Genomic DNA, 21,394 nt, shown 5'->3' with positions numbered 1-21,394 from the left:
ACTGCCTTGGACATGGTTGGCCCGTGGGGGTATTGTCTCGCATCCCACGATACCGAGAAACGGTTTGTCGGCAACCGTAATCAACCATTTATCCATGCAAGCGCCCGGTCAATTTATCTTTTGGCAGGATGGGCAATAATAGTCATTAACAACCCCCTGAAAGGCTGCGTATGCGTTTGATTATTGCTTTGTTCCTCCCTTGGCTAACCTTCTTTACAATCGGTCGGCCCATTACGGGCGTTATCTGTTTGCTTCTGCAAATAACGCTTATCGGTTGGATTCCTGCGACGATTTGGGCAGTGTACGCATTGAGCCAGTATAAGACGGATCAAAAAATCGAAAAGGCTCTCAATCAAAGACGTGCAGAACCCCCGTAAGAGGTGATAACACGATTAGCGTTTTACCAAGCGTCAATTGCAAGGGGGTAAAACGCGGGAAGTAATCAGGTCAGACAAGGAAGTTCAGCTAATGTTACGTGACCTTGGCGCGAAGATGAGACAGCACTCTCTCGTAAATGTAAGGTCGCAATCATGCTGAGAATGATTGATGGTGGGTGATTTTAACGCCCCTCATCCTTTCATATTCACCTAGGTTCAGGACTCATTAATTGAGATAGAAGATGACGGTTGCGGCAATGCAGATGGCAGAGAAGAAGGTATGGGCGCAGCGGTCGTAACGCATGGCGCTCCTGCGCCAGTCCTTGAGCCGCCTGAACATGTTCTCGATCCTGTGCCTTTGCCTGTAGAGGGTCTTGTCGTACTTGATCTGGATTTTGCGATTCCTTTTTGCCGGTATGCAGGGCGTTATGCCTTTGGCCCACAACGCTGTCCGGAACCAGCCGGCGTCATAGCCGCGGTCTGCAATCAGGGTTTTGGCTTTGGGCAATGACGGCAGCAGCACGCGTGCCCCCTTGTAAATCGCTCATCTGCCCTTCGGACAGAAACATGGCCACAGGCTTGCCCTGAGCGTTGCAGACCACATGAAGCTTTGAGTTCAGGCCGCCCTTCGGGCGACCGATACGGCGGGGAACATCCCCTTTTTTAGCAGGCTGGCTGCCGTACGGTGGGCCTTCAGATGCGTGGCGTCGATCATCAGCTGCTCGGCCTTCTCCTCTTTACCGGCCAGTTCCGCAAAGATGCGGTTGAACACGCCCAGTCGGCTCCAACGCACGAAACGGTTATACAGTGTCTGGTGCGGGGCATTCTTCCGTTGCAGACCATTGCGGATCACGTACATGATCCCGCTGATCACTCGCAGATCGTTAATACGGAGAACTCCATGGGACAAGGGAAAATAAGGTTTTATACGGTTGAACTGTGTTTCCGACAGGTAAAACAAATCCCACATGGCAGCACCTCCGCCATAAGTGAATCACATTTGATCCTATTCGTGAATCATGAAATTAATTAGTCCTGAGCCTAAAAAAGAAAGGATCTCATAAGGTACCTGAAAAACTAAGAGCTTATTGAGGCTTACTTCAATCAGGCATGATTAACCTTCCTCCTCAAGCTAATATCCGTGTTTTCCCAGCAAGAACTCACTTAAGATAATTTTGTTGAGAGGTCGGGGTTGCTGGCTTCCTGGGCAAAATAGTCCGTGCCACCGACGAACACGGAGTAGTCGCCGGGCTTGAGATTCATGAATGTGTGCGAAACCCTGCCGTCGGGCGTACCATCGGAGCCGAAGCCGGTACCATCATAGGCATGACCGATATACTTGAAGAAGCTCAGGCTCGCCGGGATGGAAGTTCCGTTCAAATCGCCCGGGTCGTTACCGATCGACCAATCCGCCAAAGCTTTGAATGATCCCTCTGTACCGGGGTCACGGTTGGCAATCGATATTTCGGCAGAATCATAATCTGCCTTCACCGGGGCCAGGTGCGCCAAGCCTTCATAGAGAGAGAAACCAGGTTTCAGGCCCAACCGGGACGTCGAGATATTCCCCAAATGGTCAGTCACCTGGGAAGTTGCCTGTTCAAACGTGAGTGTAATGTTCGTTTCCTCAGCAAGGGTAAAACGGTATGGGCGCAGTTTGTGGCTATCGCCATTATCGGAGTCAGTTCCATCGATCCAGCCGTAATTACCTGTAACCGCCTGATCGGACAATGTTGTCGTGCTATAGGTATTATCGAAAGTGCCGAAATTGCGATCCGTATAACCCACATGAGCCATAGCGGGCAGCGAGATGATGGCGGTGACAGTGGCGGTGACAGCGGGCAGATACCTGAATGCTATTTTCATATTAATCCCTCGTTGATTGTCTATTGAAGGTATGTGTTTTTCCGTATTTTTAACATATCGGCATATTTATACTTAAATACCGATATTAAGGAGTATTTATTATTCATACCGACAAATCAATGTGGCATATTGTCGCATGCGGCAATATGTCGCAGTTTCCTGATCGAATGGTTGAACGGGGAGCACGGATTGGACCGTAAGAAGCAATGCTATGAGGAGATATGACGTGAATAAATATAAATATGGAAAGGGTGCCGGAAACCTGGCAACCTAAGATGCGCAGCGGGGGAGAATACGTTCGTGGAGGGAAATCTTGAGACGCTGGGATGACAAAGTGATATTGTTGCGGCACCTGAAGATACGGTTGGTCAGGTAGCGTTAGTGCTTGTATGGGTCAGCTTTTTTGAGCCGATCAGGTTATTGATGGCTGTAATCAATGCAATGGAATCGACAGGTTTGGGCAGGTGTTTCTGGTAGCCTGCGCTCATCATTTTGGCCCTGTCCTCCGGATGGGCGAATGCCGTGAGGGCGATAGCCGGGATTGTTCCCCCATTTTCTGCCGAAAGACTTCTCACCTCGGCGATGAACTGATACCCGTTTTTTTCGGGCATGCTGATATCGCTGATAACGATATCCGGCTTCTCGGTCTTTAAGAGTTCCAGACCATCTGCCGCACGTGCAGCCGTAATCACGCTTGCTTCCTGTTGCGTCAGAATCCGCCTGATAAGTTCGCGCGCATCCAGTTCATCATCGACAACCAGCACTTTCAATCCCTTGAACAATGACTGCGGTTCGATGCATTCCTGTGACGGGAGTGGTTCGCTTTTTGTCTCGGGAGCAGGAGGAGCGATCGGCAGGTTGACGATAAAGGATGACCCTTGTCCCTCACCCGGACTTTCTGCACGCACCGTTCCACCGTGAAGCTCCACCAGTTGCTTCACAATGGCGAGACCAAGACCGAGTCCGCCGTACTGCCGCGTAAGCGAAGCGTCTCCCTGCCGGAAACGGTCAAAGACATAGGGCATGAATTCGGAAGTGATTCCCAACCCGGAGTCGCTTATCCTGATTTCGAGGAACAAGTTCCGCTGTTCTACTGTAACTTCTATTTTCCCGCCTTTGGGCGTAAATTTTATCGAATTGGAGAGCAGATTCCAGAGTATCTGCTGGAGCCGGTTGGAATCTCCCATGATGGAATCAACTTTTTTGCCCAGCGTTTTTTGCAGAATGACTCCTTTGGCCTGCGCTGTCGGCTTTACTGATTCGACCGCTGTCTCGACCAAGTTGGCGATATCCTGCCGACGCATATCCAGTCTGACTTTTCCGGAGATGATGCTGCTCATATCGAGGAGATCTTCAATCAGCTTGTTCTGGACACGCGCATTTCGCTCGATCGTTTCCAGTCCTCTGTGGATATCCTCTTTTTTAAGGTTTCCACTCAGGACGAGTTGGGACCATCCCAGGATTGCGTTTAACGGGGTTCTCAATTCATGAGAAAGGGTTGCCAGAAACTCGTCCTTGAGACGGCTTGCGTGCTCAGCTTCATTTCGGGCGATTCGTTCATTCTCGAGAAGCTGTCGTTTTTCCGCATCTACCAGGGCTAATGCTTCGCCGAGCTTGGCAACCTCATTACTCGTCGCTTTCCCATAGCGGCTGGGAAGAATGCCCCGGGTGACTCCCGTGACCTGACGGCCGAGATCGGCCAACGGCCGTAGTATGTTGAACCGGGTATAAAAAATGATGCCCATGGTGGCCACAAGGGCAACGAAGATAAGCGCCATCTCGAAGATGATCTGGCGCTCGAGTCGCGCCAGCCCGAGATTTGATTGGGTTTGCATGCGTTCACCGAATAAGTCCATGAATGCCTGAATCGGCTCCATGATGGCGGCTTTTTCCGCAATATAGTGTTCGCTGAACAGGAGCCTTATCGCCAGATCACGATCAGGTTTGCCGCGCACGGTAAAATTGCCTTCGCCGTCGTCGTATAAGCCTTCCATTGCGGCAAAGGCGCGTTGCTCAAGTTTGACCAGCCTGTTGGAGCGTTCCAGCGATTCTTGCAGCAAGCCATATTCCTCATTGTTCAGGCCTTCTTGCTGGAACCTCTCCAGCAAAGGAACGGCACGCCCTTGCCTGACGACGGGAGTCTTTCCCGCCATCATCAGGTCCCAGTATGTCGGGGAATAATTCAACGGGCGTGGATGTAGTCCGTTGCGAATATCCAGTATCTCGTTGAAATACCGCTTGTAGACCGGGTCGCCGGTGACGACATAGGTACGTGCCATACGTGTGAGGTCGTTGGAGGTATGAAGCAGCTCATCCCCGAGCAGCAGCGCCTGGAATCGGTGCCGTTCCGCGATGTTGATCTCCTCGCGGATACCCATCGAATGAAAGACGAGCGCACCGATCGCCGCAAGCAGGAGTGCGAGGGTGACATTGGAAAAACTGATAAAGTTTCTGATGTTCATGAATCCATCCCGCTGCAATTGCCCGCCAATTACCTATTGCATCAATCGCCTGTTTTAATTTTATACGCCTGGACTCCCTAGCGCGATTTATTTACAGACCCCTGTACCGAGCCGAGGGGGATATAGCAAGCGGCTTCCCTCCCGCTTTTCTAAAAGAACGGCAACCCGCCCTATTTCTTCATTTCCATGCAATGCTGTTGAAATAAACCGATGGTAGATTTCCCGGTATCAATACCCAGGAGGAAAAAAGATGCGTTCATATCACTTCCGGCTGGTTTTTGCGATTCTGGCAATTCTGCTCAGCTTCAGTGCAGCAATTGCCGCCCTGCATAGCATGTCCACGGACTACAGTTCCGATGCAAGTCACAAAATGTTTGATGATTTCAACAAGGCGTTTATCAAGCACTGGAAAACGCGAACCGATGTGGAGGTTACGATCCGGCATGCGGAAAGCAAGCCAGGTATACCTCTCGGGGCGAATATAGATGGACTTGATGTCATGTCACTGGCTCTGTCCTATGATCCGGAGATACTGCAAAAAGCCAGTAAATTTTCGTTACCTGACTGGCAAAAATCCTTACCACAAAAGCCACCATATACCTCAACCATTGTCTTTCTGGTGCGCAATGGCAATCCGAAGAAGGTGCGGGATTGGAATGATCTTGCGAACCCGGGTATCGAGATTGTAACTTCCAATCCAAAGACTTCGGGGGATGCGCGCTGGAGTTACTTGGCTGCCTGGGGGTATGCGCTCAGGCAGGGTGGAGGAAGTGACGTAACAGCGATTGAATTCATAAAAAAAATATTTGGCAACGTAAAGACTCTGGAAACCGGAACGCATGGTTCAGTAACGACTTTCGTCGAACGCGGCAGAGGGGATGTGCTCCCGATTTGGGAGAATGAAGCCCACCTGATCGTCAAAGAGCATGGGGGAGACAAATTTGAGATCGTTACCCCCTCCCTCTCCATCCTGGCCGAACCTGCTGTGAGTATAGTAAGTGATGTTGCTTCGCGGAATGGAACGCGTGAAGTGACCAAGGCTTACATCGATTATCTCTACACACTGAAAGCACAGGAAATAGCAGCCAGACACTATTATCGCCCGCGTGATGAGAGGATAGCCGCCAAGTATTCGATGCAATTTCCATCCCTCGAATTGTTTACCGTCGATGACATGTTTGGTGGCTGGAAGGAGGCTCGAAACATCCATTTTGCGGACGGCGGCATTTTTGACCGAATTCAAACGCATTCAAGCGTGTTTCACTGAAATTGCACCCTGTCAGGGTGGCAGTGTTTCCAGAAAACTGACATTCATGCCTACCACAATCTTCTACAAATAATTCCTGCTATCTTTCCGACTGCAATTCCCCCCTCTTTCAAATCCGTGGCTTCATCGAAATAAAAATTCTTCCCGGGTTCTCACCTTTTTTCTTTGCTGCTGACTGCTTTTTGCTTCAGCCACCTTCAGCTCCTCAGCTTCCTTGAGCGGGAAGGCGGCTGTGAGCAAGAGCAGGTTTTTGCACAACTATACGTTTTGCACCAGCGACTTATAGTATTCGTCGAAATACGGCTAATTGCCTTTTTCCAATTTATGTGCGCCAGCGCACTGAGCAATAAGCGATAGCGCGGGATGATTGAATCGCAGGATCAGAAACTAAGCCGGTGTGGAGCAGGGCATGAATTGGCCTTTAGCTGCGAGTCATTGGCGACCCTTAATTCAAATCTAGTCGGGAGAAAAACAGCATGAGTATTCAAAATAAATCGCTTGTTCTGACCATTGCGCTCATCAGTGCACTTGCCCTCGCGGGTTGCGGAAAGAAAGAGGAGAAAGCCCCTGCCCCTGGGGAGCCGAAGTCGGAGGCTCAAACAGCTCCAACGACGATTGGCACCGAGATCGACGATACCGCGATTACCACTAAAGTAAAAACCGCGCTTCTGGCGGACGATTACGTCAAGGGCCTGGATATCAAGGTGGAGACTCGCAAAGGGGAAGTTCAACTCAGCGGGTACGTGGATAGCCAGGAGCAGATTGATAAGGCGGTTGCAATTGCGAAGGGTATTGAAGGCGTCAAAAACGTCGACAATGAAATGATGGTAAAAGGAGGCGAAGCCTCGGTTGGCGAAAAGATCGATGACACTATCATCACTACCAAGGTCAAGGCTGCGTTGGCAGGGGATGACAGTATCAAGAACAGTACTGACATCGCGGTAGAAACTCAGGAGGGGGAGGTTCAGCTTAGCGGTCATGCGAACGATCAAGCCCAGATGGATCGTGCCGTCGCAGTGGCACGAGGGGTCGAAGGTGTCAAGAGCGTCGTCAATAAAATGGAGATCAAGGAATAGGAATCAGAAGCATCTGCGCTGCGGTCGCTAATTTCAGGATTTCTAACTCAATCAAACCAGAAAGAAAGGAGCTAAAAATGAACTGGGATCAAGTAGAAGGCAACTGGAAGCAATTCAAGGGTAAGGTGAAAGAGCAGTGGGGCAAGCTCACCGACGATCATATCGACCAGATCGCTGGACGGAAAGATCAACTCTCCGGTCAGATCCAGGAAACATACGGGATCACGAAGGAAGAAGCCGAGAAACAGATCAATGAATGGGAAAAACAGCAGGACACGCATCATCGCTCCTATTAAAGAGAAAAATGGACCGATAGGGGCCTTATTTGCCGGCCTAGATACAAAAAAAACCATCAAAACGAGGGAATCATGCGTAAATCAAATGTCATTCTTGTCGCACTTGGCTTTTCAGTCAGCTCTGCCCTGATGGCGCAGCAACATGCCTCGGGAGAACCTAAGTCGGAGGCTCAAACAGCTCCAATGACGATAGGCACCGAAATCGACGATACCGCGATTACCACTAAGGTAAAAACCGCGCTTCTGGCGGACGATTACGTCAAGGGACTGGACATCAAGGTGGAGACACGCAAAGGGGTGGTCCAGCTCAGTGGCTATGTGGATAGCAAGGAGCAGATTGACAAGGCCGTTGCGATTACAAAGGGTATCAAGGGGGTAAAACACGTTGACAACAAAATGATGGTAAAGGGGGATGAGGCCTCGGTCGGCGAGAAGATAGATGACAGTATTATCAGCACTAAGGTCAAGGCCGCACTGGCGGGTGATGACAGCATCAAGAACAGTACTGACATCGCGGTGGAAACGCACGAAGGGAAGGTTCAACTCAGCGGGTATGCAAACGATAAAGCGCAGATGAATCGCGCCGTCAAGGTTGCGCGTGGCGTTGAAGGTGTCAAGAACGTCGTCAATAAAATAAGCATCAAGCGATAGGAATTGATAGGAATTCCAGATTATCGACAGTAGATCGGTATCAATGCGCACGGATGCTCAAGAGTTTTTCAAACTGAATCAGACTTAAAGGAGGAGCCAAAAATGAACTGGGATCAAGTAGAAGGCAACTGGAAGCAATTCAAGGGTAAGGTGAAAGAGCAGTGGGGCAAGCTCACCGATGATCATATCGATCAGATCGCTGGACGGAAGGACCAACTCTCCGGGCAGATCCAGGAATCATACGGGATCACGAAGGAAGAAGCCGAGAAGCAGATCGATGAATGGGAAAAACGGCAGGACCCACATCATCGTTCCTATTGAAGGGAAAAGCGGGGAATGAAGGACTGTTTCTCTGTCCGAACCATAAAGTCAAACCATCAAAGCGAGGGAATCATGCGTAAATCAAATGTCATTCTTGTCGCGCTCGGCTTCTCGGTCAGCTTAGCCGCGATAGCGCAGCAACAGCGGCTGCCGGCCGACGTCTATGAGGTATATATGGCCGACAAGGAGCGCATCGAGCGTGAATACAAGGCGGAGAAGCAGCGCTGTGATTCCTTCGATGGCAATGCCGAGGATATATGTGAGGCGGAAGCCAAAGGTCGGGAAGAAGTTGCAAAGGCCGAGCTGGAAGATAAGTACAGGCCATCGAAAGAAAGCCAGTACGAAGTGCGGGCGGCAAGAGCGAAAGCTGACTATCGGGTGGCGAAAGAGCGATGTGATGATTTATCAGGCAATGTGAAGGATGTGTGTCTAGAAGAAGCAAAAGCTGCGCAAGCGGCTGCGATAGCGGATGCCAAGAGGGAAGATTAGGAATCTCTGAACAGGTTCCTCTTGCGAGAGGTTTTCCATCAGCACAATACTCAGAAGAGCGGGCTTGAGGAATACCCTTGGCAAGTAAAGCAAGCGTCATATAGTCCAGGCAAGATCCAAGGGCGGCGCTTGCTGGATAACTTCATGATAACGAAAAGGAGGCTATCATGCTTTACACAATCGCTGTTGTTTTGATCATCCTGTGGCTATTGGGATTAGTCAGTTCCTATACGATGGGCGGCTTCATACACCTTCTTCTGGTAATAGCCATCGTGGTGATTCTGCTTCGCGTAATCAGCGGCCGCAAACCACTTTAATTATTTGCGTCCGTGACGCCGCAGGCGAGTCGATGAGGAGAATGACATGCAAAAGATAAGCGAAGTGATGAGTTCGGATGTGCAGACCATCAGCCCGGATGCAACCATTGAGGAGGCAGCCCAGGAAATGCGCGACGGCGACTTCGGGCTTTTACCCGTGGGAGATGAAGAGCAGTTGCTGGGCGTCATCACTGATCGCGATATCGCCATCAGAGCGGTGGCGGAGGGCAGGGGACCAAGCACTCCAGTCAGTGAAATCATGTCCGAAGGTGTGATCTGGGTTCATGAGGATGATTCGATAGAGGAAGCAGCTGAGATCATGAGTGATAACCAGATCCGCCGCCTGCCGGTCGTGAACGCCGAACAACGACTGGTGGGAATCGTCTCTCTCGGAGATTTTGCAGTGGATGCCTCCGATATCGGACCGGTTGCGGATGCGCTTACCGAAATTTCCAATCCGCCCTGAGTTTATTCAGCATAAGCAACCGAGCTTCTCCAGGTCTTTTCACTCCCACTCTATGGTGGCCGGCGGCTTCCCGGAGATATCGTAAACCACGCGGTTTATTCCACGTACTTCGTTCACGATGCGGTTGGATATTCTCGCGAGCAGGGCGTAAGGCAGTTCGGCCCAGCGCGCCGTCATGAAGTCTTCTGTCTGAACGGCGCGCAGGGCTACGACAAAATCATAGGTGCGCCCATCGCCCATCACCCCCACCGATTTCACCGGTAGAAAGACCGCAAACGCCTGCGAAGTCTTTTCATACCAGCCCGCATTGCGTAATTCCTCGATGAAGATTGCATCGGCCCGCCGCAATAGCTCGGCGTACTCGCGCTTGACTTCACCGAGAATGCGCACTCCAAGCCCCGGTCCGGGAAAAGGGTGACGAAAGACCATATCGTGCGACAGCCCCAGGACCAGTCCAAGCTCGCGTACTTCATCCTTGAACAATTCCCGCAATGGCTCCAGAAGCTTCAGATGCAATGTTTCCGGCAGGCCGCCGACATTGTGGTGGGATTTGATCGTGTTTGCCTTTTTTGTTTTGGCGCCGGCGGATTCGATGACGTCCGGATAAATCGTGCCTTGGGCAAGCCAGCGCGCATTCGCGATTTTTGCTGCCTCCCGCTGGAATACCTCGACGAATTCGCGTCCGATAATGCGACGCTTCGCTTCCGGATCCGTGGTGCCTTGCAAATGTCCTAGAAATTCTTCGCTGGCATCGACATGAATGACTTTTACGCCGAGATTTCGGCTGAAGGTGTCCATTACCTGTTCGGCCTCATTCAGGCGCAACAGGCCGTTGTCCACGAAAACACAGGTAAGCTGCTTGCCAATAGCACGATGAATGAGGGCTGCTGCAACGGAGGAATCCACACCCCCGGACAACCCCAGAATAACTTCATCCGATCCCACTTCAGAACGGATTCTGCCAACCATTTCCTCCAGATAGTCGGGCATGTTCCAGTCATAAGCGAGCCCACAAATTTCATGGACAAACCTGTCTATTATGGCTTTGCCCTGCGGGGTATGAGTGACCTCCGGATGGAACTGCATCCCGTAGAACCTGCGCGCTCCATCCGCTATGGCAGCCAGGGGGGTGGCAGGGTTGCTTGCCATGACCTGGAAACCGGGAGGAAGAATGTTCACGCTGTCGCCATGACTCATCCACACATCCAGAAGCTTTTGGCCCGATGCATCAGTACGATCATGGATATCCTGAAGCAGGCCGGCAAGGTCTTTTACCTGCAATTCGGCGTAACCGAATTCCCGCACCTTCGAGTTTTCAACTGAACCACCCAACTGCGCCGCCATGGTTTGCATGCCATAGCAGATGCCCATTACCGGGACTCCCAGTTCAAAGACGATCTGGGGAGCACGCGGTGTTTCATCCTCGGGGACAGAGGCCGGGCCACCGGAAAGGATAATGCCTGCCGGAGCGAAGTTCCCGATGAATTCCGGACTTATGTCAAAAGGATGAATTTCGCAGTAGACATTGCTTTCCCGCACGCGGCGGGCAATCAACTGCGTATATTGGGAACCAAAGTCAAGGATGAGTATTTTTTGATGCATGACCAAAGCTCTCGAACTCGATCATCCGAGCATTCAGAGAGCGGAAATCCGTCCTAAAATGAATATTGCTGTCAGTGAAGAGGGGAGGAAAGTAGCAGGGCAGACCGTAAGGTGCAACAGTTAGGCTGAGACAATATATTATTGCCATGCAACGCCATTTCCGTCTAATCGATATGGTAGTTCGGGGCCTCTTTGGTAATCTGCACGTTGTGAACGTGGGATTCACGAATCCCAGCGGCAGTAATCTCGATAAACTCTGCCTTGGCATGCATGTCATCGATTGTTTCACAGCCCAGATAGCCCATGCCTGAGCGTACTCCGCCAATCAACTGATGGATGACCGCAATGACGCTTCCCTTGAAGGGAACGCGGCCTTCCACACCTTCCGGCACGAGCTTCCTGGAGTCCTGCTCGGGCTGCTGGAAATAGCGGTCGCTTGAACCCTGCTGCATTGCCGAAAGTGAACCCATTCCACGGTAGGTCTTGTATGAGCGCCCCTGGAAGAGTTCTATTTCTCCCGGTGATTCTTCCGTGCCCGCGAACAATCCCCCCAGCATGATTGAGCTCGCCCCGGCGGCCAGCGCCTTTGCAATGTCCCCCGAATAGCGGATGCCGCCATCGGAGATCAGCGGCACGCCGCTGCCCGCCAGTTCCGCAGAAACGTTTTTGATGGCCGTAATCTGAGGTATTCCCACTCCCGCCACAATCCGGGTGGTGCATATCGAACCCGGACCGATTCCTACCTTTACCGCGTCGGCGCCATGATCCACCAGAGCCTTGGCAGCGGCGGCAGTACCTACATTGCCGCCAATAACCTGGATTTTAGGGAACCGTTTCTTTACCCACTGTACCCGTTCAAGCACACTCTGCGAGTGTCCATGTGCGGTGTCCACGACAATCACGTCCACACCTGCATCGACCAGCGCCTCCGCGCGCTCTTCACTGCCTTCGCCAACCCCTATCGCAGCGCCAACACGCAGCCGACCCTGTTCGTCCTTGCAGGCGTTGGGGTGTTCGGATGTTTTGATGATATCTTTCACAGTGATCAATCCGCGCAACTCGAAGTCGTTATTCACGACGAGCACACGCTCCAGTCGGTATTTGTGCAACAGGGCCATTGCTTCTTCGCGACTGGCGCCTTCATTCACCGTTACCAGCCGCTCCTTCAAGGTCATGATATTCCGGATCGGCTGATCCAGGTTGGTTTCGAAGCGAAGATCGCGGTTTGTCACAATCCCCACCACTTTCGAACCTTCCACCACCGGTAAGCCTGAAATTCTGAATTTGTGGATCAGATTCAGCACTTCCCGCACAGTCATGTCAGGCGGAATGGTAATGGGATCCTTTACCACGCCGCTTTCGAAGCGCTTGACGTTGGAAACCTGGGCGGCTTGGGATTCTACCGGCATATTCTTGTGTATGATGCCGATTCCGCCTTCCTGGGCGAGCGCGATCGCGAGCCGCGCCTCGGTAACGGTATCCATGGCAGCTGATACAAGAGGAATATTGAGGGAGATTTCGCGCGTGAGTCGCGTTGTCAGATTGACGTTGCGTGGTAAAACGACGGAGTGGGCGGGAAGCAGCAGGACATCGTCAAAGGTTAAAGCTTTCTCAACCAGTCGCATGATAGTGATCCTTCACAAAGCGGCATTATAGCGAACATGGATGCTATGGGGAATCATCCGCACGAAGACGAAGCGCAGGAACGATTCGAAGCTTTCCTATCTGCTCATGCCATAGGCTCTGGCCGCAATTGTTCACGACGCACCTCATTTATAAGCTTGGTTTTTATTTTCGTTCCGGGGTTGATGCGCAATCACCGGTTTTTTGCACGCTTCCTGCGGGCTTCCTTGGGATCGACCCTCAGAGGACGATAAATTTCTACCCGGTCGCGATTGCGTAGAACCGTGGTTGGCGCGACCAACTTGCCATATATACCCAGCTTATTTTTCAGGAGATCGATCTCGGGAAACCGGGGGAGGATGCCGGATAGTTTTACCGCTTGTTCCACGGTAGTGCCCTCCGGCAAATTCATCTGCCGTACAATCTGTTTCTCCGGCAATACATACACCACTTCGATGTCAATATTCCGACCAGGAATTTCCATAGACTTCCCGACGTCAATACCCGATCAGGAACTCCCATAAACTTCTTCTGCACGCTCGATGAATGCTTCCACGAAGCTATTGGCAATGACAAAGAAGACGGGTCCTACCAGTTTTTCCAGAAATATGTGCGAGAACGTGTAGTGCAGGCGAAACTCGATCTTGCACGCATTTTCCGCCAGGGGAATGAAGCGCCAGTGCCCGTCGAGGTTCTGAAACGGTCCGTTCAATAATGTCATTGTAATCAGCTCTGGCGGCTTGCGTACGTTCTCGGTCGTGAAACTGTGCTTGATATGGTGATAATCGATCATGATGGTAGCATGGGTGACCGACTCGCTTTGATACACAACGGAAGATCCTCCGCACCAGGGTAAAAATTTCGGATAATCCTCCACCGCATCCACCAGTTCGAACATGCGGCTTGCGGAATAACCAATCAGAACCGATTTTTCGATGTCAGCCATACGATGAGTTGCTCAGCTTCAGCGAGACAGTATTGAACGTCAACTTGATGGGGGACTGCTCGTTTTTTGACTTGGAAAATTGATACATATGCATTGTTTTAATTGCCTGAGTGTTTCCAGCTTATGAACCTGCGGGGAGCCTGAACTGTGATCTGAGCTGTCTCAGTGCTCCAGCTTTTCCATCTGCCGAATTCAAGGCGAAAGCTGTTAAAATACACGAAACCCGCGTTGAACTCACCCTTTTTCTTCCCTCGAGGACTTATCCAGGGATTTCTTGAACATCGTACCCTCTTATATCGTACCCCTTTATCCTTTGCGTCCTTTGCACTCTTTGTGAGTAGCGAGCACCTGTTTTGAGAACCCCTGAATGAGCATCGTCCAGAATAAGAAAGCTTTTCATGACTATTTTATCGAGGAGAAACATGAAGCGGGGGCAGTTCTGGAAGGATGGGAAGTCAAGGCGATTCGCGCGGGACGAGCACAGCTGAAGGAAGCATATGTCATTATCCGGAACGGCGAATTGTTTCTCATCGGATGTCATATCAGTCCGTTGCTGGCAGCTTCCACTCACATCCAGCCCGACCCGGTTCGTACGCGCAAGCTGTTGTTGCATGCTGAGGAAATCAAACGGCTTATCGGCAAAGTGGAGCGGGCGGGTTACACCCTGGTTCCACTGGATATCCATTATAAGAAAGGGCGAATCAAGCTTGAAATCGGTCTTGCAAAGGGCAAGAAGCAGCATGACAAACGCGAATCCGAGAAGCAGAAAGAGTGGGAGCGCGACAAGCAGCGGTTGATGCGTGTGAAATAATCCTCGATATTTTATAACTTTAGATCAAATTCCTAGCCATGCAGTTTGTCCAAACCTCAATAATCCCGCAAAAAACCGATCAAGAGTTTGCTGTGCAAAAACCGATTGCTATCTGGTTGTTCGTTTGCTGCGCTCTGGTATTCGCCATGGTGGTTGTAGGCGGCGTAACCCGTCTTACCGATTCAGGGCTTTCCATCGTCGAATGGCAACCCCTCGTTGGCACGGTTCCTCCACTCACTCAGAATGACTGGGATGAGCTCTTCGAGAAATATCATCAGACACCTCAGTATAAAAAGATAAATCTTGGCATGAGCCTGGAAGAGTTCAAGACAATCTTCTGGTGGGAATATTTCCACCGCCTATTGGGGCGCGTCATCGGGTTGGCATTTTTCATGCCATTCCTGTATTTTCTGGCGAAAAAGGCAGTCGATCGACCATTGGGTCTGAAGTTGTCAGGAATTTTCCTGCTAGGTGCCTTGCAGGGTGGGATGGGGTGGTACATGGTAAAGAGCGGGTTGGTGGATAACCCCCACGTCAGCCAGTATCGCCTGACTGCGCACCTTGGCCTCGCTTTTGCGATTTATGCCGCAATGTTCTGGGTAGCGCTCGATCTGCTCAATCCCGGCCGCGGTTTGTCCACAAACAGCGGACTACGCAGTTTGCTCAATTTCTCGACCACGCTGTCTGCCCTGATATTCATAATGGTTTTATCGGGAGGGTTCGTGGCAGGCATTCGGGCAGGTCTGGCTTACAATACTTTTCCACTCATGGATGGCCACTTCATTCCCCCGGAACTATTCATGCTGGAACCCTGGTACCGGAATTTCTTCGACAACATGACCACTGTGCAATTCGATCATCGCCTGATTGCATGGACGCTGGCAATTCTTGTTCCGATTTTCTGGCTCAAATCGAGAGCAGCGCCCCTTTCAGGCTCGGCTCGTCTTGCATGCACTCTGCTGTTGATCATGCTGGCAGTGCAGATCACTCTGGGGATTTCCACGCTGTTGCTGGTTGTTCCTCTAACCCTCGCGGCAGCGCATCAGGCAGGCGCACTACTGCTGTTTACCGCTGCCCTTTGGGTGAATCATGAGCTACGGCGTCAATAGTTGAGCGTTTCAGCTCGTCCGCAGCCGGCAGATCTAGGAGCTTGGCCTCGATGCCTTTATTCAGCAGGCGAGCAAGGTCAGCGAGTGATTGTTTTAATTGCTTGTTCGCATGCTTCATTAGTGCACCTCATTAATGACAATGAACATGCATTAATTACTGACGCATCTTCATCATCCCGCGTTATGGCAAATAACTGTAGGTCGGGCTGAGCAGAGCGGAACCCGACAAGAAATTTATCAAGATTGGTAAGCCACCGAATTGCCCTTTGATCTGTTTTGAAGCTTGTTCTTCCTTTCGAACAAGCATGCCGTGAATACCATTCGTCCTGAGCCTGAGGTTGTGGAAGGCATGAAAAACGGACGAAAGATTTAGAACGGCAGCACGCGAAGTTGCAGTGGGAAAGAGCAGATTCTATTTATCCGGAAATCATCTCAAGAGGGATTTCCAGAGAAAGAAGGGGGCGCAAAGGCTTTGCCTTTGCGCCCCCAAGGGGCATACTCCAGAGATAGATATGCTGCCGTCAGTTAGTGCTGACTACTAAGGCAGCTGCTGGTCGATAACCACGCTGATCCCGCTGGCGCCGACCATCACCGGCTGACTGAAACCTTGCAGGTCGCCGCTTTGTGGCATGGGGGATCCCGATTTCGAAATTCTGGCGCCTACTACCACCTCGGCAGGGAAAGTGGATAACTGCACGCCGGATCGAGCCATGGAGTCATTCAGTGAAAAGTTCGCGGGCAGATCCTTGACTTGCAGACGCAGGGTCGCAAGGGGCGCCTTTGGTCCCACTTTGGCACGGGCAAAAATATACAGGCTGTCACCTGGGGAGGCCTTGCTTGCGAGGGCAGGGCTCAGTGTTACCTTGCCGGAAAGTGTACCGGAGGTAGCCCCTCCCGCGCCCGAGGCTGATCCCTGTTTATTTGCAGGAGGAGGTGTCTGACTACCCGGCTGGTCTGGCGCTCTAGCCACCAGGCTTCCTTTTCCTGCTGCCAGCGATTTTGCTTCTGCGATGCTGGCGTTGACGGATTGCACCAGCTCAGTCTCGGACGGTGGAATCAGTGCTGCCAGTTTTTCCCAGTATCTGGCAGCCTCCTTGTATCTCTTCTCCTCGAATTCGGCTGTGCCTGCCAGCGCCAGCGCCTTGGGGTTATTGGGATCCAGGCTCAATGCCTTTTTGATCAGTTCCGTCGGTTTCCCGACTAGGCTGCCATTATTCGTCATCGCCACAATATCGGCGTAATCGGTAATGATGGCGGAGTCTTCGGGCGTCAGGGCAAGCGCCTTTTCATAAGCTTCCTTTGCCTCATTGAACCGCTGCATCATTGCGTAGGTCCGACCAAGCATAAGCCATCCTTCGACGTTGTCGGGATTGTCCTCAAGCTTCGCAATGAGGTTTTCCATCACCGAGGAAAAGTCGGGATGGCCTCCTTGTCCTTGCTCGGCCGACATCGATGGATGCTCCGCAGCAGGCTGTGGCAGCAACGCCTTGGTGTTGCCTATCGCCAGGTAAAGGGAAACCGCGAGGACAGGCAGAGCGAGCGCAGTGACAGTCATGGTCGCCACGTTGTGCCTTCCACCCATTATCATGGTCGTCGTATTGCCATCTTCGGGAATATCCTGCAGCATTCTTTGCTGCAACTCGCGCTTGCTTTGCTCGTATTGTTCCCGCGTCAGGATGTCGCTGCGCAGATCACTATCGAGTTCCGCCAACTGATCCCGATAAACGTCGATATTGGTGGCATCCCGTTCGACGCCGGCGTCGCGATCCTTCTTGCTCCACAATGTAGGCAACACGAACAGCAGGGCGCCGACAATAAATATGCCGGCTACAATCCAGAATGAAGTCATGCGTTTATTACCCTTTGCCTTCCTTCAGCAAGGCTTCCGCCTGCTTGAGTTGCTGTTCGGATAGCGCGGGTTCTTCGATGTGTTTGCGACGGCGCTTGAGATAAAACACCAGAAAGACTGCGCCAGCCAAGAGGAAGATGAAAGGACCAAACCATAGAAACAGGGTAGTACTTTTCATCGGTGGACGATAAAGCACGAAATCGCCGTAGCGCGCCACCAGAAAGTCGACAATTTCCTTGTCACTCTTGTTGGCTTGCATCTGTTCGCGGATTTCGCGCCGTAAGTCGTTGGCAAAATCGGCACGCGAAGCGGCTATCGTCTCATTCTGACAGACCAGACATCGCAGGTCTTCGGATAGCGCAACCATGCGTCTCTCTATTTCCGGGTCTTCGGCAACAGGAGCAGCTTCCTTTGCCCCCGCAAATGGAGCGAGAAGCAACAGACAGAGCAGCAGCGCCGTTTTTAGCAGCGCGAAACCGCCTTCATTTGCCCTCATGCCTTCCAGGGCGCTTCTGGGGTTGCCTATACGGCTGCCTTTATCGTTTTTACCGCTGCCACAAGCCGTCAAAGACGACCGGGATAAAAGTTTCAATCTCATCCTTGTAATTCTCTCACCAGAGGCAGAATTTTATTCTGCAGTGCTTCCACTGTTACGGGACCGATTTGCTTGTAGCGGATCACTCCATTCTTGTCGATGACATAAGTCTCCGGCACGCCGTAGACGCCGAACTCTATGCCCGTCCGGCCTTCGGGATCAACCGCGCTGACTGCGTAGGGGTCACCGAACTGTTGAAGCCATCTTAACGCGTCGTCTCGCTGGTCCTTGTAATTGAGTCCGTAGACAGGGACAATTCCCGACTTCGACAGTTCCACCAATACCGGATGTTCCTGGCGGCAGGAGACGCACCACGAGGCCCACACATTCAATAGCCATACCTTGCCCAGGTTTTCCTTCGAGGTCAGCGTTTTTTCCGGTTCATGCAGTTGTTGCAACTGGAATTCGGGAGCTGGTTTCCCCACCAGGGGAGAGGGGACCTGACGCGGATTGAGGCCCAGGCCGACGAGCAGAAAACCCACCAGTACGACAAAAACAGCGAGCGGCAACAGGAAACGCGTCATGCCTTTTTGCTCCGGGCAATCATGGGCGGAGCGGCTTTCCTGCCGGCTTTGCTGGCTTTAGCGGCCTTCCTTTCCTCGACCTCGACAGTCTCACGCTGCTTGCGTGAGGATAGCCGATAACGTCTGTCAGTGATGGCAAGGAAGCCTCCAAATGCCATCAATATACAGCCGAACCATATCCAGTCCACGAAGGGTTTATGATAAACGCGTACAATCCATGCTCCGTTTTCCAACGGTTCACCCAGGGCAACATACAGATCGCGCAGAATGCCGGTATCTATCGCCGCTTCGGTCATCGGCATGCCGGATGCGTTATAGGTTCGTTTTTCCGGTTCCAGTACATTGATTTTCTTTCCGTCGCGCAATACGTCAACATTGCCGATGTCGGACATGTAGTTTGGACCTGGCGCTTTTTTCACGCCATTGAAGCGGAAGGTATAGTCTCCTACCTCGACTGTGTCGCCAATTTCCATGCGCACATCTTTTTCCGTTTCATAACCACCCACAAGCGCCACACCGATAATAAAGAAGGCAATGCCAAGGTGGGCAGCGTGCATGCCGTAGTAGCTGCGCGATTGCGCGCCCAGCTTGGCAAACAAGCCCTGCTTGCCAGTGCTTCGGAGACGATGAATTACGCTGACGATCACGCTCGTAATGACCCAGCAAGCCATCAGCAAACTGAAGCTCACCATCAGCTTCCATTCGCCCATGACAAAGGGTATTACGAGAGCGGTAACTACGCTTACCCCGAATGCCCAACGCAGGCGTACCGCAAGTTCAGGGAGGCTTGCCTGCTTCCAGCGCGCAAGAGGGCCAAGGCCGATCAGAAAGACGGCAGGGGTCATCAACGGGACGAATACTGCTTCGAAGTAGGGGGGGCCGACCGAAATCTTACCGAGTTCAAGCGCATCCATGAACAAGGGATAGAGCGTGCCCAGCAGGATGCTTCCCGCTGCAACCATCATCAACAGATTGTTGGCGAGCAACATGGATTCGCGTGAAACCAGTTCGAACTTTCCACCCAATCCGATTTTCGGCGCCCGCCATGCAAAAAGCAGCAGAGAGCCTCCAGTGATGGTCACCAGAAAGGCCAGGATGAATATACCGCGCGTGGGATCGGTTGCAAAAGCGTGAACCGAGGTCAGCACGCCCGAGCGAACCAGGAACGTACCGAGCAGGCTCAGGGAAAATGCGCAGATTGCCAGCAGCACGGTCCAGCTCTTAAAGCTGCCGCGTTTTTCCGTCACGGCAAGGGAATGAACCAGGGCAGTCCCTACCAGCCAAGGCATGAAAGAGGCATTTTCAACCGGGTCCCAGAACCACCATCCGCCCCAGCCCAGTTCATAATAGGCCCACCAGCTTCCCATCATGATGCCGATGGTGAGGAACATCCAGGCAACTGTGGTCCACGGCCGCGACCAGCGCGCCCAGGTCGCATCCATCTGGCCGCTCAGCAGTGCGGAAATGGCGAATGCAAACGCCACGGAAAAGCCGACATAACCCATGTAAAGCATGGGTGGATGGCAGACCATGCCGGGGTCCTGCAGCAGCGGGTTGAGGTCGCTTCCTTCCATCGCCCCGGGCAGCATCCGCTCGAAAGGATTGGAAGTGAAAAGCATGAATATCAGAAAACCCACACTGACGAGGCCCATGACGCCCAGTACGCGCGCCACCATATCATTCGGCAAATGCTTGCTGAATACGCTTACCGCCACCGACCAGCATGCCAGCATGAACGTCCAGAGCAGCAGGGAGCCTTCGTGCGAGCCCCATGTGGCGGCAAAGCGGTACTGCAGCGGCAGGTTCGAATTCGAGTTCTGCGCTACGTTGACCACGGAAAAATCGCTGTTTACGAATGAATAGGCCAGGCAGAAGAATGCGATGGCTACAAACACAAACTGCCCCTGAACCACCGGCCGCGCCAGGGCGATCCAGGAAGGGATGCCGCGTGCGGCGCCGATAATGGGCAGGGTGCCTTGTATGAGTGCCAGCAGCAAGGCGAGGATCAGGGCAAAGTTACCAAGTTCTGGAATCATGGCTGAGGCTGTGGGTTATGGAAAAATATGAATAGATATGAGCAGGAATGGCAGAGCCCTTTCGATTCTGGAAAGGCTCGGAGCTGAAACTTTTGCTACTGCATCACTGTCTTGCGTGCCTTGTCGGCTTGATCAAGCGCGCCCGCGGCTTCCGGTGGCATATAATTTTCATCGTGCTTCGCGAGCACCTCTTCCGCCCGGAAAATGCCATCCGAAGCCAGCTTGCCCTGGGCTACCACGCCTTTGCCTTCCTTGAACAGGTCGGGAAGGATGCCGGTATATACGACCGGAATAACCTTTGCGGTATCCGTCACCAGGAAATTGACCGTCAGGCCGTCGGCCTGGCGTTTGACGCTGCCTTCTTCCACGAGGCCGCCGATACGGAAACTCTTGCCAACGGGCGCCTCATTATTGGCGACCTGGGTAGGGCTGAAGAAAAATACCAGATTACTCTGAAATGCGTTTAAAACCAGCACCGAAGCAACGCCCAACGCGGTCACGCTCGAAGCGATGATTGCCAATTTTTTATGACGTGGTTTCATTTCCCTTCTCTTGTTTTGTTGACTGATGAATCAGACTGAGATGCCTGAGCAAAGTTCGCCTGCGGTTGGAAACCAGAACGATTTCCCCTGCAATGCAGATCAAGGTAACGAGGTAGGACCCCCATACGTAGAACCCGTACCCCCCCATATCCAGAAATTCAGACAGACTGTT

The 21,394-nt window shown here is 52.1% G+C and carries 23 protein-coding genes and 1 pseudogene; 11 read left to right on the top strand and 13 right to left on the bottom strand.

Annotation, left to right across the window (positions count from 1 at the left end; all coding sequences use genetic code 11):
• Positions 1-170 precede the first annotated feature (170 nt).
• Positions 171-377, top strand: a complete 207-nt coding sequence (locus BMW46_RS11275) for a YqaE/Pmp3 family membrane protein (RefSeq protein ID WP_074708599.1) — start codon at positions 171-173, stop codon at positions 375-377.
• 226 nt (positions 378-603) lie between these two features.
• Here the strand turns inward: BMW46_RS11275 and BMW46_RS14900 are convergent.
• The 3 genes and pseudogenes from BMW46_RS14900 to BMW46_RS11255 all read right to left on the bottom strand — a co-directional run bounded on the left by BMW46_RS14900 (position 604) and on the right by BMW46_RS11255 (position 4,702).
• A pseudogene (locus BMW46_RS14900) lies at positions 604-1,347 on the bottom strand (IS5 family transposase).
• 194 nt (positions 1,348-1,541) lie between these two features.
• Positions 1,542-2,240, bottom strand: a complete 699-nt coding sequence (locus BMW46_RS11260; protein ID WP_256377046.1) for a PEP-CTERM sorting domain-containing protein — start codon at positions 2,238-2,240, stop codon at positions 1,542-1,544.
• Between the two features lie 368 nt (positions 2,241-2,608).
• Positions 2,609-4,702 (bottom strand): ATP-binding response regulator, encoded by a 2,094-nt coding sequence (locus BMW46_RS11255; protein ID WP_074708593.1) that lies wholly within the window; start codon positions 4,700-4,702, stop codon positions 2,609-2,611.
• Between the two features lie 250 nt (positions 4,703-4,952).
• On the opposite strand from BMW46_RS11255, the gene BMW46_RS11250 reads away from it, so the two are divergent.
• The 8 genes from BMW46_RS11250 to BMW46_RS11220 all read left to right on the top strand — a co-directional run bounded on the left by BMW46_RS11250 (position 4,953) and on the right by BMW46_RS11220 (position 9,585).
• Positions 4,953-5,969 carry a sulfate ABC transporter substrate-binding protein gene (locus BMW46_RS11250; protein ID WP_074708591.1) on the top strand — a complete coding sequence of 339 codons (1,017 nt, stop codon included), beginning with the start codon at positions 4,953-4,955 and terminating at the stop codon, positions 5,967-5,969.
• Positions 5,970-6,445: 476 nt separating this feature from the next.
• Positions 6,446-7,045 (top strand): BON domain-containing protein, encoded by a 600-nt coding sequence (locus BMW46_RS11245; protein ID WP_074708588.1) that lies wholly within the window; start codon positions 6,446-6,448, stop codon positions 7,043-7,045.
• Positions 7,046-7,122: 77 nt separating this feature from the next.
• Positions 7,123-7,341, top strand: coding sequence for a CsbD family protein (locus BMW46_RS11240; protein ID WP_074708585.1), 219 nt, complete (start codon positions 7,123-7,125; stop codon positions 7,339-7,341).
• A 72-nt stretch (positions 7,342-7,413) separates the two neighbouring features.
• Positions 7,414-7,992: a BON domain-containing protein gene (locus tag BMW46_RS11235; RefSeq protein ID WP_074708583.1), complete on the top strand. Its 579-nt coding sequence runs from the start codon at positions 7,414-7,416 to the stop codon at positions 7,990-7,992.
• A 102-nt stretch (positions 7,993-8,094) separates the two neighbouring features.
• Positions 8,095-8,313, top strand: coding sequence for a CsbD family protein (locus BMW46_RS11230; RefSeq protein ID WP_074708580.1), 219 nt, complete (start codon positions 8,095-8,097; stop codon positions 8,311-8,313).
• Between the two features lie 72 nt (positions 8,314-8,385).
• Positions 8,386-8,802 carry a hypothetical protein gene (locus BMW46_RS11225; protein ID WP_074708815.1) on the top strand — a complete coding sequence of 139 codons (417 nt, stop codon included), beginning with the start codon at positions 8,386-8,388 and terminating at the stop codon, positions 8,800-8,802.
• A 167-nt stretch (positions 8,803-8,969) separates the two neighbouring features.
• Positions 8,970-9,119, top strand: coding sequence for a lmo0937 family membrane protein (locus BMW46_RS15155; RefSeq protein ID WP_107761494.1), 150 nt, complete (start codon positions 8,970-8,972; stop codon positions 9,117-9,119).
• 46 nt (positions 9,120-9,165) lie between these two features.
• A complete protein-coding gene (locus BMW46_RS11220; RefSeq protein WP_074708578.1) occupies positions 9,166-9,585 on the top strand; it encodes a CBS domain-containing protein in 420 nt (139 codons plus the stop codon).
• Between the two features lie 39 nt (positions 9,586-9,624).
• On the opposite strand, the gene guaA is transcribed toward BMW46_RS11220, so the two are convergent.
• The 4 genes from guaA to BMW46_RS11200 all read right to left on the bottom strand — a co-directional run bounded on the left by guaA (position 9,625) and on the right by BMW46_RS11200 (position 13,756).
• Entirely contained in the window at positions 9,625-11,187 is a 1,563-nt protein-coding gene (gene guaA / locus BMW46_RS11215) for a glutamine-hydrolyzing GMP synthase (protein ID WP_074708575.1), read from the bottom strand.
• 164 nt (positions 11,188-11,351) lie between these two features.
• Positions 11,352-12,812 carry an IMP dehydrogenase gene (gene guaB, locus BMW46_RS11210; RefSeq protein ID WP_074708572.1) on the bottom strand — a complete coding sequence of 487 codons (1,461 nt, stop codon included), beginning with the start codon at positions 12,810-12,812 and terminating at the stop codon, positions 11,352-11,354.
• A 191-nt stretch (positions 12,813-13,003) separates the two neighbouring features.
• Positions 13,004-13,294 (bottom strand): RnfH family protein, encoded by a 291-nt coding sequence (locus tag BMW46_RS11205; protein ID WP_074708569.1) that lies wholly within the window; start codon positions 13,292-13,294, stop codon positions 13,004-13,006.
• A 24-nt stretch (positions 13,295-13,318) separates the two neighbouring features.
• Positions 13,319-13,756, bottom strand: coding sequence for a type II toxin-antitoxin system RatA family toxin (locus BMW46_RS11200; RefSeq protein WP_074708567.1), 438 nt, complete (start codon positions 13,754-13,756; stop codon positions 13,319-13,321).
• Between the two features lie 367 nt (positions 13,757-14,123).
• On the opposite strand from BMW46_RS11200, the gene smpB reads away from it, so the two are divergent.
• Together smpB and BMW46_RS11190 are read left to right on the top strand one after the other, a co-directional pair.
• Positions 14,124-14,567, top strand: a complete 444-nt coding sequence (gene smpB / locus BMW46_RS11195; protein WP_074708565.1) for an SsrA-binding protein SmpB — start codon at positions 14,124-14,126, stop codon at positions 14,565-14,567.
• Between the two features lie 38 nt (positions 14,568-14,605).
• Positions 14,606-15,676 (top strand): COX15/CtaA family protein, encoded by a 1,071-nt coding sequence (locus BMW46_RS11190; RefSeq protein WP_074708562.1) that lies wholly within the window; start codon positions 14,606-14,608, stop codon positions 15,674-15,676.
• A gap of 538 nt (positions 15,677-16,214) precedes the next feature.
• On the opposite strand, the gene ccmI is transcribed toward BMW46_RS11190, so the two are convergent.
• From ccmI to ccmD, 6 genes are all read right to left on the bottom strand, one after another.
• Positions 16,215-17,525: a c-type cytochrome biogenesis protein CcmI gene (gene ccmI / locus BMW46_RS11185; protein ID WP_074708560.1), complete on the bottom strand. Its 1,311-nt coding sequence runs from the start codon at positions 17,523-17,525 to the stop codon at positions 16,215-16,217.
• Between the two features lie 7 nt (positions 17,526-17,532).
• Positions 17,533-18,123, bottom strand: a complete 591-nt coding sequence (locus BMW46_RS11180) for a cytochrome c-type biogenesis protein (RefSeq protein WP_081355779.1) — start codon at positions 18,121-18,123, stop codon at positions 17,533-17,535.
• Positions 18,120-18,644, bottom strand: coding sequence for a DsbE family thiol:disulfide interchange protein (locus BMW46_RS11175; RefSeq protein WP_011380552.1), 525 nt, complete (start codon positions 18,642-18,644; stop codon positions 18,120-18,122). The genes BMW46_RS11180 and BMW46_RS11175 overlap by 4 nt, the downstream gene beginning before the upstream one ends.
• The gene (locus BMW46_RS11170; protein WP_074708554.1) at positions 18,641-20,680 is read right to left on the bottom strand and encodes a heme lyase CcmF/NrfE family subunit; all 2,040 of its coding nucleotides are present in this window, start codon (positions 20,678-20,680) and stop codon (positions 18,641-18,643) included. Before BMW46_RS11170 ends, BMW46_RS11175 begins: the two co-directional genes overlap by 4 nt.
• A gap of 95 nt (positions 20,681-20,775) precedes the next feature.
• Entirely contained in the window at positions 20,776-21,222 is a 447-nt protein-coding gene (gene ccmE / locus BMW46_RS11165) for a cytochrome c maturation protein CcmE (RefSeq protein ID WP_074708552.1), read from the bottom strand.
• Positions 21,206-21,370: a heme exporter protein CcmD gene (gene ccmD / locus BMW46_RS11160; protein ID WP_256326904.1), complete on the bottom strand. Its 165-nt coding sequence runs from the start codon at positions 21,368-21,370 to the stop codon at positions 21,206-21,208. The genes ccmE and ccmD overlap by 17 nt, the downstream gene beginning before the upstream one ends.
• Between the last annotated feature and the right edge of the window lie 24 nt (positions 21,371-21,394).

Source organism: Nitrosospira multiformis (assembly GCF_900111585.1).
GTDB lineage: Bacteria > Pseudomonadota > Gammaproteobacteria > Burkholderiales > Nitrosomonadaceae > Nitrosospira > Nitrosospira multiformis_B.
Note: the sequence above shows the minus strand (reverse complement) of the source record. Positions and strands in the feature narration are given on the sequence as shown.